Raw genomic sequence first — 16,156 nt, 5'->3', positions numbered from 1 at the left:
AGAGCGGGATAGCGAGATAGCCAGGTGCACCACCTGTGTGTTCTAAACCTCTTCGCGACACCAACTCAGATCTGATTCACTTCCCTTCCGACGACCAACGCAGTACATTTGTCTTTGAGACTGTGTTGGTCGTTTTTCTTTTGCAAACCTCAATATACAATCAACACTCTTCCAAACTACAGAATTTGCTACCGTTGACACAGGATCGGAATGCCCCTGGCTTTGTTCCTGCCTGATTTGATTGATCACCAATTCCACATTTGAGACAGAGTATTATGCGCCTTTTTTCTCAACAACTTACCAGGCAAGCAATCGTCATCTTGAGCCTCACCCTGACTGTTCTGACGTCAATTGCTCCAGTTTTTGCAATGCCGGTGACTTTCAGGGCAACTGGCAGGACCTCTTTCCCGGCACAACCCCAATCCCAGGAACTACTGGTTGGGAAAACGGTCGAATTCAAAGTTTCCAGCTCGGAGCCACGGATTCACACCTTTGTGCTGGCAGCCAATCACTTCATCAAGCTGACCCTGCAATCTCAATACAAAGAAATTAACGTGAGTGTGCAAGGCCCAAATCAGGAAGTGATCCTTCCCCAAACCAGTTTCACTCCAGGGGTTTTCATTTTCCCGATTCTCATTCTGGCCAAAACAGATGGGGCCTACCAGCTCGAAATTTCTTCAAGTGCGATAGCAGATGCACCTGCCAGATATGTGCTCACTCAAGTCGGGTCTGGCGTTCCTACGGATCGTGAACTTCATCAACTGGCGGCGTTTCAACTGCTTAAAGAAGCAGATCAGTTCAGAAACCAGCAAACCAAAGCGGGCTTAGTGAAAGCAATTGAAAAAGTCCAGGCAGCGGTTGACCAATACCGGCTGGCTGAAGATTCGATATCTGAAGCCCAGGCGATCAATACGATTGGGAACGATTCTTACCAGTTAGGTGACCTCACACTGGCCCGAGAATACTATGAAAAATCTCTTGAACTGGGCCGTAAGATCAATGATCCAAAGGTGATCGGCCAGGCAATGACCAACAGTGGCCTGACATATCATATTCAGGGAAATCTTACCAAAGCAGCAGAGTTGTATGGCGAAGCGTTGATCCTACGTCAAAAGTGCGGTGATCTGCAGGGCGAAGGCGAAACATTGGCCAATATTGGCGGCATCTATCAGGATCAAAATCAGTGGTATAAAGCCCTGGATTATTTCAATCAATCGCTCACTCGATTTCAGCAAAATGGCTTTCAAGAGGGCGAGGCCAACATGTTAAATCAGGTTGGGGTGATCTATTTCAGATTAGGTGACTTACAGAAGGCAGCCGATGCGTATGCTCTGGGGTTGTCCATCAGACGTGCTCGAAAACAGCAAACAGAAATTGCGGAGTCACTCTCTAGTCTGGCCAACATCGCTACCACCCAGGGAGAATTCCAAAAGGCACTGGATTTATATGAAGAATCCTTACAACTGATTCAAGACAGCGGTCAAGCCTACCATCATGCCCTGGCTTTCGGAGGTTTGGGACATCTCTACCTGCAAATCGGGGACTATCGGCAGGCAGAAACCGCGCTTCGTCAAGGGATGGAATTTGTTCGCAAGATGGGAAATCGAAGCTGGGAATGCATCTTCCTGGTAGACATTGGAAACGCGTACCTGGGTCGAAACCAATTTACTGAAGCGCTCGACTATTTCACTCAGGCTCTGGCCAATTCGAGGGAGCGCAAGAATGTATTTGATGAAGGAAATGTGCTTCATAACATTGCATTTACCTGCAACAAACTTGGAAAACAAGATGAAGCGCTCAAAAATTACGAAGCAGCACTGGTCCTGCGCCGTCAGGTCAAAGACCTGATGGGTGAGTTAAGTACCCTCTTCAACATGGCCGATATCTATGTTTACCGTAAGGAAGATCAAAGAGCAATTCAATACATTCAAGACATATTGAACCGCTGGCCAGAAGGAATTCAGCCAACCCAACGTGCCGTGGTACTCAATTTACTGGCGGTCCTTCGAATGAAAGCCAAAGACTATTCACAGGCCAGAACACTCCTCGAAGAAGCAATTCAATTGATTGAGGGAATTCGTGGCAAAGTGCGGAAAACCGAGCTGCGGACTGCATTTTTTGCCCAAAACCAGAAGGTGTATCAGCGCTACATCGAGTTGCTCATTTCCCAACATGGTCAGGACCGACAGGCTGGCTATGATCGGCTGGCACTTCAAGTAAGTGAGCGCACGCGAGCAAGGGCCCTTTTGGATTTGTTGAATGAATCAGGGGTTGATATTCGGCAAGGGGTTGATCTTGAACTGATTGAACGCGAACGGACGATCCGGCAACGACTGGCGGATAAAATTGATGGATTCACCCGTCTGCAAACACGTTCCGCACTGACCAAAGAAACCGAAGCTGAGTTCCGCGCTGAAATTGAGGCGATTTCCAAAGAATATCAACAAATCGAAGACAACCTCCGCCGAACCAGTCCGCGGTATGCCGCTTTATCCCAGCCCAAACCACTCACCGTCAATGAAATTCAATCCAGAATCGTCGCGCCAGATACGGTGCTTCTGGAATATTCTCTGGGACCGGAGCGCAGTTTTGTGTGGGTGGTGACCCCAGATTCACTGACCACCGTGGAACTCCCGAAAGAGGCCGAAATTGAACAGCTCGCCCGAAAAGCGTATGACTTGATGGCTGAAACCGGTGGCACCAATCGCGCGATTCGGCTGCATTCCATCAAACCAGGACAGTCGCAAACAAACCTGAATGAAGCCCTCTCAAAATTGAGTCAACTGATTTTGCAGCCGGTTGTCTCACACCTGGGTAACAAACGGGTACTGATCGTTCCGGATGGCGTTTTGCATTTCATTCCATTTGCGGCGCTTCCAGTTGAAAACGCTCCATCAAAACCCGAACCGCTCCTTACCAGCCACGAGGTGGTGGTTTTGCCTTCAGCCTCGGCGCTTGATTTACTGCGAACTGAAACCCTCAACCGTCCAAAACCAACCAAAAACCTGGCGATTGTGGCAGATCCGGTGTTTGAACCAACTGATGGTCGGTTTCCCAGGCTGGCAGCACTCTCAACAACTGCCACGCCCACAAAGCAGAAACTTGACCGGAGCCGGAGCCTCCGGCTGGAACAAACCAAATCCTCGATTCAGGAAGTTGGCATTGCTGACGAAACCAATCAGATTCCACGCCTCCCTGGGACACGCCGCGAAGCCGAATCCATTCTTAAATTGGTTCCCAAAACCCAAAATGCCCTGGCGTTTGACTTTGCCGCGAACCGAAGCTTTTTTGATCGCCCAGATCTCGATCAATTTCGGTTGCTTCATATTGCCACGCACGGTTTTATCAATAGCGACCGCCCTGAATTCTCAGGCTTGATTTTTTCAATGTTTGACCAGCAAGGAAAAACTCAAAATGGATTCTTGCTCCTGCCAGACGTGTTTAACCTCAAACTCAACACGGATCTGGTCACCCTTTCCGCCTGCCAGAGCGGCCTGGGCAAGGAAATCAAAGGCGAAGGCATGGTCGGACTCACCCAGGGGTTTCTCTATGCGGGAACATCGCGGGTCCTGGTCAGCCTGTGGAACGTCAGCGACCAGGCCACGGCAGAACTGATGAAGCACTTTTATCGAGGAATGCTGGTTGAAAAGCTCCGGCCTGCCGAAGCACTTCGTCGGGCACAACTTCACCTGCGGCAGCATAAACAATGGTCGTCGCCTTATTACTGGGCGGCATTCCAGCTTACGGGAGAATGGAAATAGCTTCGGTTGGTCGAGAAGTTGACGCCAAAAGTGATTGACCGCTCCTGAACCAACCAGCCACATTTAAACCCATATCAGGGAACGGCCAGGTGGTTGGCCTCTTTTCTCTCCACATCCAATTCCCTAACAATTCTTTCCTAACGATTGAGTGCTATGCAATTTTTGTTTCAGCAGTTTCCCAAGCCGGCAATCACGGCGGTCTGTCTTAACCTGATTACACTGACATCAATCTTTCCCGTGTTCGCAACTCCATTGAAGTTCAGCCCCGCCTGGAAAATCAGTGTTCCAGGACAAAGCCAGACCCTGGAGCTGCCGATAGGAAAAGCAGTCGAATTTGAAGCCTCCAGCACTGAGCCACGGATTCACACCTTTCAATTGGGAGTGAATGAATACCTTGAGCTTGAACTGCAATCCAACCAGAAAGACGTTCACATTTGGCTTCTGGAGCCCGGGAAAGAGTGGGATGAGATTACTGACACTTTTGTCCCAGAAAAAAACATTCATCAGATCGTCCTCCTGTCGGAGGCAACTGGTCCTCACCAATTCAAGATTGCCCCGGCTACTCCGAATGGGCAACTACAATACACCCTCAAAATTACTGAATACCGGGCGGCAACAGCAGAAGAATTGCATCAAATCAAAGCATACCAATTGATTCGCGAAGGAAATCAGCTTACCCGATTGGGAACGAAAGAAGGGACCCGCCAGTCACTGGATAAATTTGAGGCGGCGGCTGAGCAATATCGGCTGGCTGGAAAACTGGATTCAGCAGCTCACCTGTTGAATGGTATTGGAAACGGCTATTACACGTTTGGTGAAATGGATACCGCCCGCACGTTTTATGAGCGGTCACTTGCCATGGCTCGCACCATCAATGATTCGAAACTGATTGGACAGGCCACAACCAACCTGGCGCTGATCTTTCACGTGCAGGGAAATCCCACCAAAGCCCTGGAAATGTATGAACAAGCCCTGGTTTTACGCCGAACCAGTCAGGATGTGAAGGGCGAAGGTGAAACACTGACCAATATTGCGGGGGTCTATCTGAATCAAAATCAGTTTGCAACCACCCTGAAATATTATGATCAGGCGTTGCACTGCTTTCAAAAAGCCGGGTTCAGGGAAGGTAAAGCTGCCATATGGCATCGAATGGGGGTGGTTTATTTTAAGCTTGGCGACTACCAAAAAGCCACGGACACCCATTCTCAGTCACTGGCAATGAGGCGCACGCTCCAACAACAGATGGGAATTGTTGAATCACTCAACAGCCTGGCGCTGGTGGCCTCCCAACAAGGAAACATTCAAAAAGCCCTCGACCTGTTTGAAGAAGCTGACCAGTTAAACCAGCAAACAGGCAATGCCCGACTTCAGGAAGAAATTTATGAAGGTCTCGGTCTGCTCTACTTACACGTTGGGGAACTTCAACAGGCAGAGGTACTGATGCGGCAGGCATTACCGCTTGTGCGCAAAATCGGAGACCCGGTGCGGGAAGTCGTACTCCTTATCAACCTGGCCAATGTCTTTCTGCAGCGTCAGCAATTTGCCGAAGCCCTTGAATATGCCACCCAGGCCCTGTCTCTCTCACGGAAATTCAAAGATCAAGCTGGCGAAGCAACGGCCCTTCATAATATTGCGTTTGCGGTTGATAAGCTGGGAAAAGTTGATGATGCCTGCACATACCTGGAAGAGGCATTGCCTCTTCGGCGCCAGGCCAAAGACCTGATGGGCGAACTCAGTACATTGAATAATTTGGCCAAACTTTATTTTGATCGCGGAGAAAAACAAAAAGCGCTTGAAACCAGCAAAGAGGTGGTCAACCGGTGGCCACAGGGCGTTGACCCCAGAAATAAAGCCCTGGTGCTCTCTCAACTTGCCCGGTTTTATACCGAAACCAACCAGTATGATCCGGCTCAAACAACCATTGAAGAAGCCTTGAAGCTGGTTGAATTGATCCGCAGCGGAGTGCGTAAACCTACCTTGCGAACCAGTTTTTTTGCCAACAATCAGGGGATCTATGAGTTCTACATTCACCTTCTGATGAAAAGGCATGCCCAAAATCCGAAAGCCGGATACGACCGGGTGGCTTTGCACATCAGCGAACGCTCCCGAGCCCGAAGTCTTCTGGAGTTACTCAATGAAGCTGGGGCGGACATTCGGCAAGGGGGAAACCTCGAACTTCTGGCCCGTGAACGAGCTGTCCGCCAACAACTCGCGGACAAAGTTGATAGCCTCACCCGGTTAATGGCTCGCCAGGAACTCACCCCAGAAACTGAAGCCAGCCTTCAGGCCGAGATTGCCGCGATCACCAAAGAATATCAGCAACTTGAAGATGAACTCCGCCGAACCAGCCCCCGCTATGCAGCATTGACTCAACCGAAACCACTCACGGTCAGTGAAATTCAATCCACGGTTGTCACCCCAGATACTGTCCTGCTTGAATATTCACTGGGTCCACAAGGCAGTTACGTGTGGGTTGTCACTCCCGACACGCTGACGACGGTTGAGCTTCCTCAAAGAGAGAAAATTCAGTCAGCCGCCCGCAAAGCCTATGACCTGCTGTCTCAAACCAACAGTCTCAAGCGGATCCTTGGCCGGGAAGAAGATATTCAGAAAAAATCAGCCGTGGAATTAAAACGCGAACTCGACCAGGCCATCTCAGAATTAAGCCACCTGATTCTTGAACCAGTGGCATCGCATTTGGGCAACAAACGACTGTTGATCGTTCCGGACGGCGTGCTGCATTACATTCCATTTGGGGTACTTACACTCACCAGTCCAACTTCCGGCAAAGGCAAGTCGGAACCATTGTTGGCCAACCATGAACTGGTCATGCTGCCTTCGGCGTCTGCCCTTGATTTATTGCGTAAGGAAAATCTCAATCGCTCCACAGCATCAAAAGACCTGGCGGTGGTGGCTGACCCGGTATTTGAGCCAACTGATGACCGCATTCCAAAACTCCCCGCAAAAACCAAACCGACTCCACCCACGACGAAGAAACTCACCCTCAGCCGCAAACTGTTACTGGAAAAAACCGAATCATCGGTTCAGGAAGTCGGCCTGATTGACGAATCCAAAGAAATTCCACGACTCCCCGGCACGCGTCGCGAAGCTGAATCCATTCTCAAACTCGTGCCCAAGACCCAGATGACCCAGGCGTTTGACTTTGCCGCCAACCGTGACTTTTTCAACCGTTCAGACCTTGATCAATTTCGTCTGCTCCATATCGCCACCCACGGGTTTGTCAACAGCGAACACCCTGAGCTTTCTGGACTGATTTTTTCGATGGTTGACCGGCAAGGAAACGACCAGAATGGTTTCTTGCTCTTGCCCGATGTGTTTAACCTCAACCTCAATGCCGATCTCGTGACCCTTTCGGCTTGCCAGAGCGGTCTGGGCAAAGAAATCAAAGGTGAAGGCATGGTCGGCCTCACTCAGGGGTTCCTCTATGCTGGAACGTCCCGCGTCGTGGTCAGTCTGTGGAGCGTCAGCGACCAGGCCACGGCAGAACTCATGAAGTACTTCTATCAGGGACTTCTGGTTGAGAAACTCCGACCAGCTGAGGCGCTTCGCCAGGCACAACTCAAGTTGCAGCAGAATAAAAAATGGTCATCACCCTATTACTGGGCAGCCTTCCAGCTTACTGGTGAATGGAAATAACCGGGCTGAAGCATTTGGGTCTGGGGCTGATGGCTGGAAGATTCGGGCCTGGGATTTCGCCCCGTTTTGGCTTATTCTGGAGCCAAGGTTTTCAGAAAGGTGAAATACGCTATGTCAATGTATTTGAAGGATTCACCGCCACGTTCACCGCGTGAGACATTGCCCACAATGTATGATCTGCCCAGTGAAACCATCGGAGAACCAGGCATGCCAGACGAATTTCATGGAATCCAGGCCCTTTTCCTCAAAGAAACGTTTCGCCCGCCCTGCATTCCACCGGATGAAGTTTTTTCCGCGATGGATCTCAATTTGTACTATGACGTCAGGTATCCACTTCGATATAAGCGTCCTGACTGGTTTGGCGTAGTTGGCGTGCCTCGGCTGTATGACGGACAGGTCATGCGCAACAGTTATGTGGTCTGGCAGGAGGGCGTCAGTCCACTGGTCATTGTGGAATTACTCTCACCGGGAACACAAAAAGAAGACCTGGGCCAGATATTGCGTGATGTTGAGGGCGTTCCAACCAAATGGGAAGTGTATGAGCGTTTTTTAAGAGTTCCGTACTATGTTGCATTGAATGGTGATACAGGTGAGCTACACTTTTTCCAGTTGTCTGGTGACCGCTATCAGACCATTTCATCCGAAGAAAAAAAGCTTTGGATTCCATCAATCGAACTTGGGTTAGGTCTCTGGCAAGGCAGTTATGACGGCAAGCAACGATTGTGGCTGCGCTGGTTTGATAAAGAAGGCACCTGGATTCCAACTTCGAACGAACAGGCGGCCCAGGCAAAAGCTGAAGCGGCCCAGGCGAAAGCTGAAAAAGAAGCGGTTTTGCATCAGATGACTCAAGAAAAGACTGAAAAAGAAGCGGCACTCCAGCAATTGGAAAAACTCACTGCCAAACTCAAAGAACTCGGTATTGATCCAGGGCAGATATAATACCAGTTTGTGGTCAGTAGTTCGTAGTCAGTAGTTCGCGAACTTCATTTGAATGAATAACTTGACTATTTTCTAATACGAGGACTCCGTTCCAAAATGGTATAATACCTGCGAAGCTGAGCAAGTAATCCCAAACTGGTAAAGTTTGGATAGAGTTTCTTTCTCCGTTGCGGAAAGGTCACTTGAGTTTGACAATCACCGCCCGGAGGGCGCTGGATAGTAGCCGGTGGTTTGCCGCTTTGGGCATACCACCGGGATTCGTGCTCATTTCCCTCGCGCCCGGATGGGCGCTGGATCAAAACCCCAGGCACGATGGAACGGTTACCGAAACTTTGCTGATGAAAGCTTCCAGCGCCCATCCGGGCGCGAACCGTTGGCGGTCCGTATTCCGGTGGGTGCGCCGCAAAGCCGGCTTCCACACCGGCTACTTTCCGGCGCCCTCCGGGCGAAATCCGACCTTTCCGCAACGGAGAGAGTTTCTTTTCCAGATCATTCACCTCAGGAGGACACGATATGACAGCCACGCTGTTTTGTCCTCGACAGTATGCCCTGGTGTGGGCTGATGGTCGCTCAAACTGAACGCAATTCTGGTCGAAAACAAGGGTTTTTTGCTGCATTTTGACGCAATTCGTCATTTCTCCACTTCTCTGTATTGCAGCCAATCGCACAACGTGATAAACCTTCCATTTTCACAGCTTCTCGTGATTTCAACTGTCTCCATCCTCTTGATTGATGTCCTGTTTCGAGCCCTGGATCCTCCCCAAAGCGGTTTCGATTCGGTTCATCAGTACCGACTCCAGGGGGGTCTGACAGTCATCACCCAAAATTCCCTGATTTACCAGCCCTCAAATGAATTATGAATTATGAATTATGAATTATGAAAAGGTTATACTGTTGATTCGCAACAAGTTATCATTTTCTTCATTCTTCATTCTTCATTCTTCATTCCTCTCAATTGTGGTTGCCCCTTCATCCTGACGAGTATGCGATCTGGGTAAATCAGTGATTGTGTTTTCAGTCTTAATCTTCTCTTTATAGTCTCGGAGGTCACCTTGAAAATTGCAGTATGTCTCAAAGCGGTGCCGGATACCGACACCCGCATTAAAATCGCGGCAGATGGTCGGTCCATCGACCGATCCGAAATCAAATACATTATGAGCCCATATGACGAATATGCCTTGGAAGAGGCGATTCGGACCAAAGAAGCCAAAGGCGGTGATGTGGTGGTGGTTGGTCTTGGCGGAGATGAAGTGCCGGCGGTTCTGCGTGACGGTCTGGCTCGCGGCGGCGATTCAGCCATCCATGTCAGCAGCAACGGCGTGGCCACCGACGATCCACTCGCGGTGGGCAAAGCGTTGGCTACCGCCCTCAAGTCAGTCAACGCCGATATTATCTTCTTTGGCAAACACGGGGTTGGCGGCGACAACCAGCAGGTTCACACCATCGTGGCTGAATTACTGGGCCTGCCACAGGCGACCATGGTCGTCAAGCTTGAGATCAATGATCGCAAAGTGCGCTGTGAACGTGAAATCGAAGGCGGTCTGGAAGTGATTGAAACAACGCTGCCAGTTGTCATCGGCGCCAACAAAGGCATGAATGAACCGCGCTATCCAAAGCTGCCAGCCATCATGCAAGCCAAGAAAAAACCGTTTGCCACCAAGACCATCGCGGATCTGGGGCTCTCAGCGGCTGATGTCAGCGAAGCAGCTTCAGCCACCTACATCACTGGCATGTATTTGCCTCCGGCCCGTCAGGCTGGGCGCAAACTCGAAGGCGATGTCAACGAACAGGTCACTGGCCTGATTCAAGCCCTGCAAGGCGAAGCGAAGGTCCTCTAAAAGAAAAAGGAAAGGAATTGATATGGCAAACGGAGTGTTAGTGTTTATTGAGCAACGCGATGGAAAAATTCGCAAAGCCAGCTATGAGGCCCTTTCAGAAGGCCGCCGCCTGGCAGACAAACTGGGCCAGTCAGTGAGCGCCCTTGTGATCGGGTCGGGAATCAACGAACTGGCAACCGAAGCCGCCCACTATGGCGCCGATACGGTCTATGTGACCGACAATGCTGCCCTGAAAAACTACTCGACCGACGGCTATGCCAAAGTCCTGGCCGAAGTGATCCAAACGGCGCAACCAGCGGTGGTGCTGGCTTCAGCCACGGCGCTGTGCAAGGACCTCGCGCCACGAGTGACGGCCCGGCTGAATATCGGACTGGCTTCGGACATCACTGAAATCCACGTCGAAGGCGGCGCGGTGTCAGTGGTTCGCCCGGTCTATGCCGGGAAAGCTTTTGCCAAAGTCGCGTTCCGGAGCGCCACGGCCTTTATGACATTGCGGCCAAATGTGTTCCCAGCCAGTGCCCCAGACACCAGCCGAACGGCTGAAGTCAAAGCGGTCGGCGGTGTGATGGTGGATGGTTTGCAAGCCAAAGTGACCGATATTTTGGCCGCCGCTGGTGGCAAAGTCGAATTGACCGAAGCCAACATTGTGGTCTCAGGTGGTCGCGGTATTAAAGGACCGGAAAACTACTACCTGATTCAAAATCTGGCCGATGCCCTGGGCGGTGCCGCTGGTGCCTCACGCGCCGTGGTGGATGCCGGATGGGTTGATCATTCACGTCAGGTAGGTCAAACCGGAAAAACCGTTAGCCCGCAACTGTATGTGGCGTGCGGGATTTCAGGCGCGATTCAGCATCTGGCGGGTATGTCATCGTCCAAGTTCATTGTGGCGATCAACAAAGATCCGGATGCGCCGATTTTCAAACTGGCCGACTACGGCATTGTGGGCGATCTGTTTGAAGTTCTCCCACGATTAACCGAACAGGCCAAAGCGCTCGGCGCCAAAAAGTAAGTTCTCTGACCAGTCCAACCAGTCAGTACTACCTGCCTGAACGGGTGGTACTGACTTCCTCACCTCACTTTCATGACACTTACTGATCTCCAGGCCGACATTTATCAAGCTCTTGGAGAGCGTGCCATCCCAGTCATTTATCGCGAAAAGATTTTGACTGAGCGAACCCGGCAGTTTGTGTTATTCCCGCCTGAAACCCCCAAAGTTTCTCCTGAAAAAGTTCAGATTCACCACACCTTACTTGGTATCGAACTTAAACTTGCGAGCCGTCGCCTCTCGTGCCCGGACCTGGGAACAGCACGCTATCTCCAAGTTTTGGGACGACTTGGCGTGCCAACCGTGGCGGTGCCATACGACATCAGCCAGATTCCGCGCATTGCCGATGATCTGGAATCAGGCTGGCAACACCTGCTGCTCCTGATTGAAGACCGCGCTGGTGACCGCCCGCTTCGTACCCGCCTGACTCTGCGCAACCGGTTAGTTGATCAAATGCGCCAGGAAATCGAAAAACTCGGCGCGGGGACAAAAGTCCCTCAGTTCAATCAAAATACCCGCCAGCGGAAATAGCACTAAGGGCTGGGGGCTGGGGGCTTGGGGCTGAGGGCTGAAGATTATCGGGCTGAAGAAATTGGCTTTATCTCATCCCTCATCCTTCATCCCTCATCCCTTCGATTGCCCTCAGCCCCAAGCCCTGGTTTTCTCATTTGATCCTGAAAAAGTCGTCCGAGTCATCCGAACCGCTATTTCCCGCCGCCTCTTCGGCAATGACTCGCAAGACGGCTTGTTTGGTTTGATATTCCCGCGAAGCTGGCGGCGTAAATTCAAACTCCTGAACAGTTCCAGCTAACCCCGTGGCAATGGAAATATCAAAGGTTTCCGCTCCGTCCAAAGAAAGTCGAATTTCCTGGGTGGTGACTCCGATATCATCAATTGCCTCCCATTCGAGAAGATACGTCCGACCTGGCTTCAGCTTTTCCCCGCCATTCGGAGAAAACACAGTGACTTGTGGCGGTGTGACATCCCCGCCTGAACCCACATTGAGGGTGAAACTGGTATCGGTAATGTCAAAAAAGATGTTTCCAACGGCTTCAACCCGCACCCGAGCCGTTGTCACCGGAGCGGTAATCGGCACATTTGGTACAACCACTGAAGCTGTGCCCGAGTTAAGTAGTTCAATCAAATAAAGTTATGGAACTACTGACTACTGACTACTGACTACTGACTACTGACTACAAACCGGTATAACCAATATTCTTCTTTTCGTTTCATTGCAATGAGCTGCATGACATAGTTAGAAGCTTCATTTTCTGATCGAATTCACCAACCTGGGTGACGGCTGAAGTCAAACACGATACAATTTTTCAACACCACCAAAACAACACTTCTGGATTCAGGTCGCATCAGACCCGCAGCCTGTCTCTCTCGCCTTTCCACTTTCGCCATCACTCCCCGGGGTTTTTTATGAAGTCGCAGTTCAGATGGGTGTCGTCTGTCTTGTTTGCGGTTGTGTGTGTCATATGTTTGACCGCACTCTGTCTTCCAGTCTCGGCCCAGTCGGGCAGAAAACGATCTTCTCCACCAGTCAAAGCCAACACCGAGGATCTTTCCTCACCGGCACCGCCGCGCAAAGAAGAAGTCATCATGGCTGGGGCAGATGACCCGGCATTGCAGGATGATGAAGTTTTAAAGATTGATGCCACGTTGATTACCGTCCCGGCGGTTGTCAGCGATAGCAACGGCTATTACCTGCCCTTTTTGCGCAAAGACCAGTTCAAATTGTTTGAAGACGGCACCGAACAAGATATTTCGTTTTTTGCCTCGGAACGGGTTCCGTTCCATGTCGCGCTGGTGCTCGATATGAGCGGGAGTACTATCTTGAGCGCTCCGGACATTCAAACCGCGGCGCGGGCGTTTGTAAATCACATGCGCGATGACGACAAAGTGGCCGTCGTGACGTTTGCCAGTTCGATTGAACTGATGTGTGACTTCACCGATGACCGCCAGGTTCTGGAAAATGCCATTGAACGCACCCGCTCTGGCGGCAGCACCAAGCTCTATGAAGCGGTGTATAAGACGGTGCGCAACTACATGCGCAACATCGAAGGTCGCAAAGCCATCATCCTGCTGACAGATGGTGAAGATACGTCAAGCAAAGGCGTTTCCTATCACGATGCGATTGATGCCGTGGTCGAATCCGATGTGTTGACCTATGTGATTCGATATCCGGTGAGTGACTGGTCAGGTCAGACCGGCGCCCCTGGACGACCCAACCGGATTCCGTTTCCGCTGCCGATTCCAGGCAATCCATTCCCACTTCCCTGGCCTCGACGCCCACAGGGGACACCACCAACCCGGTGGCCAATGACTGCCGCATTCACACCACCGCAAGGCCGCATTCCACAAACAGCCCGGCCTTACTATTCAAAAGATACGTTTTTAAATGATTTAGCCCAGGCCACCGGCGGCGACCTCTATCAATATGAATCAATGGGGTCGCTGTCATCGGTTTTCACCCACATTGCCGAAGAACTCCGCCACATTTATGTCCTTGGGTATTATCCAACCAACCCGGTTGACAATGGCGGCTACCGCAAGCTGAAAGTCACGGTTTCCCAACCTGACGCCAAAGTTCGCGCCCGTGCCGGCTATATGGCGAGGCCAATCGGAACAAAAGATTGACTGGCGGCTTGACGCCTGTGGAGTGCGGCCCACTTGACGCCGCTTTTCGTTTTTCGTTCTTCTTTTTCGTCGGTGACGCTTCCCTGAAAAACCTTCTCTCACAAAGCAGCCTGTTTTTCCATTCCTTTTTTATCTCTTCCGCAGGAATTATCAGTTGACTCACACTGATGAGCTTTGTTATTTTGAAGCGCTAACATACCATGCCGAATAATAATATTGGTTGAACCTCAGAAATCATTGCATTGCAATGAGATTTTGGTTCTCTTTTCAATGGATGTAGGTCTCTGTCCTTTTACGAAGGACTCATTTCCGGCTGGTTTATACCTGCATACACTCAAGGTTTGTTTTATGAAATTGACCAACACTTTGTTCCATCGAAGGAAACCCGTTCTTTTGGCGCTGGTGGTGCTCCTGGTGCTGATTGGCGTCGGCATCGGGTTGACTGGTCGGAGTTCCCAGGCAAAAAGCGGTACGTCGTCGGTTGCCGTGCCCACTCCGGTCCCGACCCCGGTGGCTCCGCTTCCGGCCAAAGTTCAAAGCGAACAGGTGGGCTGGATCGTGGTCTATGCCACGCCATTCGGATTTGAACCAGCCGAAGTAACCGTTCCGGCGGGAACCCGCGTTCTGAATGTGCAGACCTGCACCGGGACGCTCGTGGCCCCGACCTATCGGTTGACACGACCGAATTCCTCGCCGCTCGACCTTCCCCAGGAAGGCAACGACGCCAAGGCGGAACTGACTTTGACTGCTGGTACCTATCAACTCTCTGATCCGGCCAATGCCGATGTGGGAAGCTGCACCATCACGGTCACGCCGTGAAACCGAATGAAGAATGAAGAATCTCCGTTGCGGAAAGGTCGCTTGGGCTTGACAGCTCCCGCCCGGATGGGCGCCGGAAAGTAGCCGGTGGTTTGCCGCTTTGGGCATACCACCGGATCATGGCCCATTCCGCTCGCGCCCGGATGGGCGCTGGAAGCGTTCGTCGGTCAGGTTTCGGCGAAAGTTCCGGGGACCTTCGGATTTTGATCCAGCGCCCATCCGGGCGCGAACCATTCCTGACCCGCATTCCGGTGGGTGCGCCTCAAAGCAGGCTGCCCACCGGCTACTGTCCGGCGCCCATCCGGGCGAAAACCGACCTTTCCGCAACGGAGTGAAGAATGAAGAATGAAGAAGAAAACCCCATCACTGGTGGTTGCCCGCCTTTCATCTGACTTCGGATTTCAAGTATCGGTGTTGAACTCCTGAACCCTGAACCCTGAACCCTGAACCCTGATTATATGAAATATTTCCGTCTCCTACCGCTGCTGCTTGTTTTTTCATGCTTCATTCTCAATGCTTCATTGGCTCTGGCACAGGTATCGCCATCGTCGGTGACGACGCCGTCTTCACTGGCCAAAGGCGTGCCTCCGTTGGGGAGCTATGATGGAGGATCTTTCGATACCGTAAACCTCTATAACGGCAATCTCTCGATGCGCTTCCCGTTGGGAGCGCTGTCGGGACGCGGCGGGATGACGGCGGCGGTGGTGCTGTCCTACAACGCCAAGCTGTGGCGGGCGGAACAGAAACGACGACCCGTGTCGCAGGGCGCGCCTCCGGGCACCGAACTGGATCCGGTTTCAGTTCCGGTGTTTCGCGACTGGGACACGGGCGTGCCGATGATCGCTCCGGGCTGGAATCTCCATGCCGGGCGGCTATCAGCGCGGCAGAGTGGGTGGAATGACATTCCGGTGGCGTGCCAGAACGCCGGCGGCGCCGGGTATTTTCCGCGCTATGTCTGGACGTTGACCACGATCACCTTCACCGCACCGGATGGGACGGAATATGAATTTCGCGACACGGTGGCCAACGGGGCGCCGCTGCTGGTCAATGGCTGTGAAGGTCTATCGCGTGGCGCCACCTGGGTCTCGACCGATGGCACAGCCGCGACATTTTATAGCCAGGACGGGAACGGCAACCCGGTTGAGATTCGGGATCGGGCGTCCAAACTTGGGGCGGGAAGTGTCCAGCCGTTCTTGAGCGGAACGGTGGTGCTGCGCGATGGAACACGGTTCACGATTGACCAGAACCGGGTTGTGAAACAGCAGGACCGGAACGGCAATGTCATCCGCTATGAATACAAACCCAATTCCTCGATTCTGACGAAAATCATTGACACGCTCGGGCGGGAAATCCAGATCCAGTACAATGTCCAGGTGTCGGGCAAAGACCTGCTGATGCGGGTGACGCTGCCGGGAACCACCGAAGCCGGGAATCCACGCCTGATTGATGTTGAG

Annotated in this window: 12 protein-coding genes; 10 read left to right on the top strand and 2 right to left on the bottom strand. The window is 51.8% G+C overall.

The genetic code is table 11. The annotated features are described in order from the left end of the window. Positions 1-275 precede the first annotated feature (275 nt). The 3 genes from HY774_21655 (at position 276) to HY774_21645 (ending at position 8,357) form a co-directional block, all read left to right on the top strand. Positions 276-3,761 carry a CHAT domain-containing protein gene (locus tag HY774_21655; protein ID MBI4751092.1) on the top strand — a complete coding sequence of 1,162 codons (3,486 nt, stop codon included), beginning with the start codon at positions 276-278 and terminating at the stop codon, positions 3,759-3,761. Positions 3,762-3,914: 153 nt separating this feature from the next. After that, the gene (locus tag HY774_21650) at positions 3,915-7,418 is read left to right on the top strand and encodes a tetratricopeptide repeat protein (GenBank protein MBI4751091.1); all 3,504 of its coding nucleotides are present in this window, start codon (positions 3,915-3,917) and stop codon (positions 7,416-7,418) included. 117 nt (positions 7,419-7,535) lie between these two features. After that, complete coding sequence (locus HY774_21645; GenBank protein ID MBI4751090.1) at positions 7,536-8,357, top strand: Uma2 family endonuclease; 822 nt, start codon at positions 7,536-7,538, stop codon at positions 8,355-8,357. A gap of 65 nt (positions 8,358-8,422) precedes the next feature. On the opposite strand, the gene HY774_21640 is transcribed toward HY774_21645, so the two are convergent. Continuing rightward, on the bottom strand, positions 8,423-8,992 hold the full coding sequence (locus tag HY774_21640) for a hypothetical protein (protein MBI4751089.1): 570 nt from the start codon (positions 8,990-8,992) through the stop codon (positions 8,423-8,425). Positions 8,993-9,409: 417 nt separating this feature from the next. Between HY774_21640 and HY774_21635 the strand changes: the two genes are divergently transcribed. The 3 genes from HY774_21635 to HY774_21625 all read left to right on the top strand — a co-directional run bounded on the left by HY774_21635 (position 9,410) and on the right by HY774_21625 (position 11,771). Then, complete coding sequence (locus HY774_21635) at positions 9,410-10,195, top strand: electron transfer flavoprotein subunit beta/FixA family protein (protein MBI4751088.1); 786 nt, start codon at positions 9,410-9,412, stop codon at positions 10,193-10,195. 22 nt (positions 10,196-10,217) lie between these two features. After that, the gene (locus tag HY774_21630) at positions 10,218-11,204 is read left to right on the top strand and encodes an electron transfer flavoprotein subunit alpha/FixB family protein (GenBank protein ID MBI4751087.1); all 987 of its coding nucleotides are present in this window, start codon (positions 10,218-10,220) and stop codon (positions 11,202-11,204) included. A 72-nt stretch (positions 11,205-11,276) separates the two neighbouring features. After that, positions 11,277-11,771: a hypothetical protein gene (locus HY774_21625; GenBank protein MBI4751086.1), complete on the top strand. Its 495-nt coding sequence runs from the start codon at positions 11,277-11,279 to the stop codon at positions 11,769-11,771. A gap of 133 nt (positions 11,772-11,904) precedes the next feature. Here HY774_21625 and HY774_21620 read toward each other — a convergent pair whose 3' ends face one another. Beyond that, a complete protein-coding gene (locus HY774_21620) occupies positions 11,905-12,351 on the bottom strand; it encodes a hypothetical protein (protein MBI4751085.1) in 447 nt (148 codons plus the stop codon). Positions 12,352-12,665: 314 nt separating this feature from the next. On the opposite strand from HY774_21620, the gene HY774_21615 reads away from it, so the two are divergent. From HY774_21615 to HY774_21600, 4 genes are all read left to right on the top strand, one after another. Then, positions 12,666-13,883: a VWA domain-containing protein gene (locus HY774_21615; GenBank protein MBI4751084.1), complete on the top strand. Its 1,218-nt coding sequence runs from the start codon at positions 12,666-12,668 to the stop codon at positions 13,881-13,883. Positions 13,884-14,231: 348 nt separating this feature from the next. Next, the gene (locus tag HY774_21610) at positions 14,232-14,702 is read left to right on the top strand and encodes a hypothetical protein (GenBank protein MBI4751083.1); all 471 of its coding nucleotides are present in this window, start codon (positions 14,232-14,234) and stop codon (positions 14,700-14,702) included. Positions 14,703-14,821: 119 nt separating this feature from the next. Next, entirely contained in the window at positions 14,822-15,037 is a 216-nt protein-coding gene (locus HY774_21605) for a hypothetical protein (GenBank protein MBI4751082.1), read from the top strand. 123 nt (positions 15,038-15,160) lie between these two features. After that, on the top strand, positions 15,161-16,156 hold a 996-nt coding region (locus HY774_21600), incomplete at its 3' end, for a hypothetical protein (GenBank protein MBI4751081.1).

This window comes from Acidobacteriota bacterium (assembly GCA_016208495.1).
In the GTDB taxonomy this organism is placed as follows: Bacteria; Acidobacteriota; Blastocatellia; order Chloracidobacteriales; family Chloracidobacteriaceae; genus JACQXX01.
This window is presented reverse-complemented; position numbering and strand designations above follow the sequence as displayed.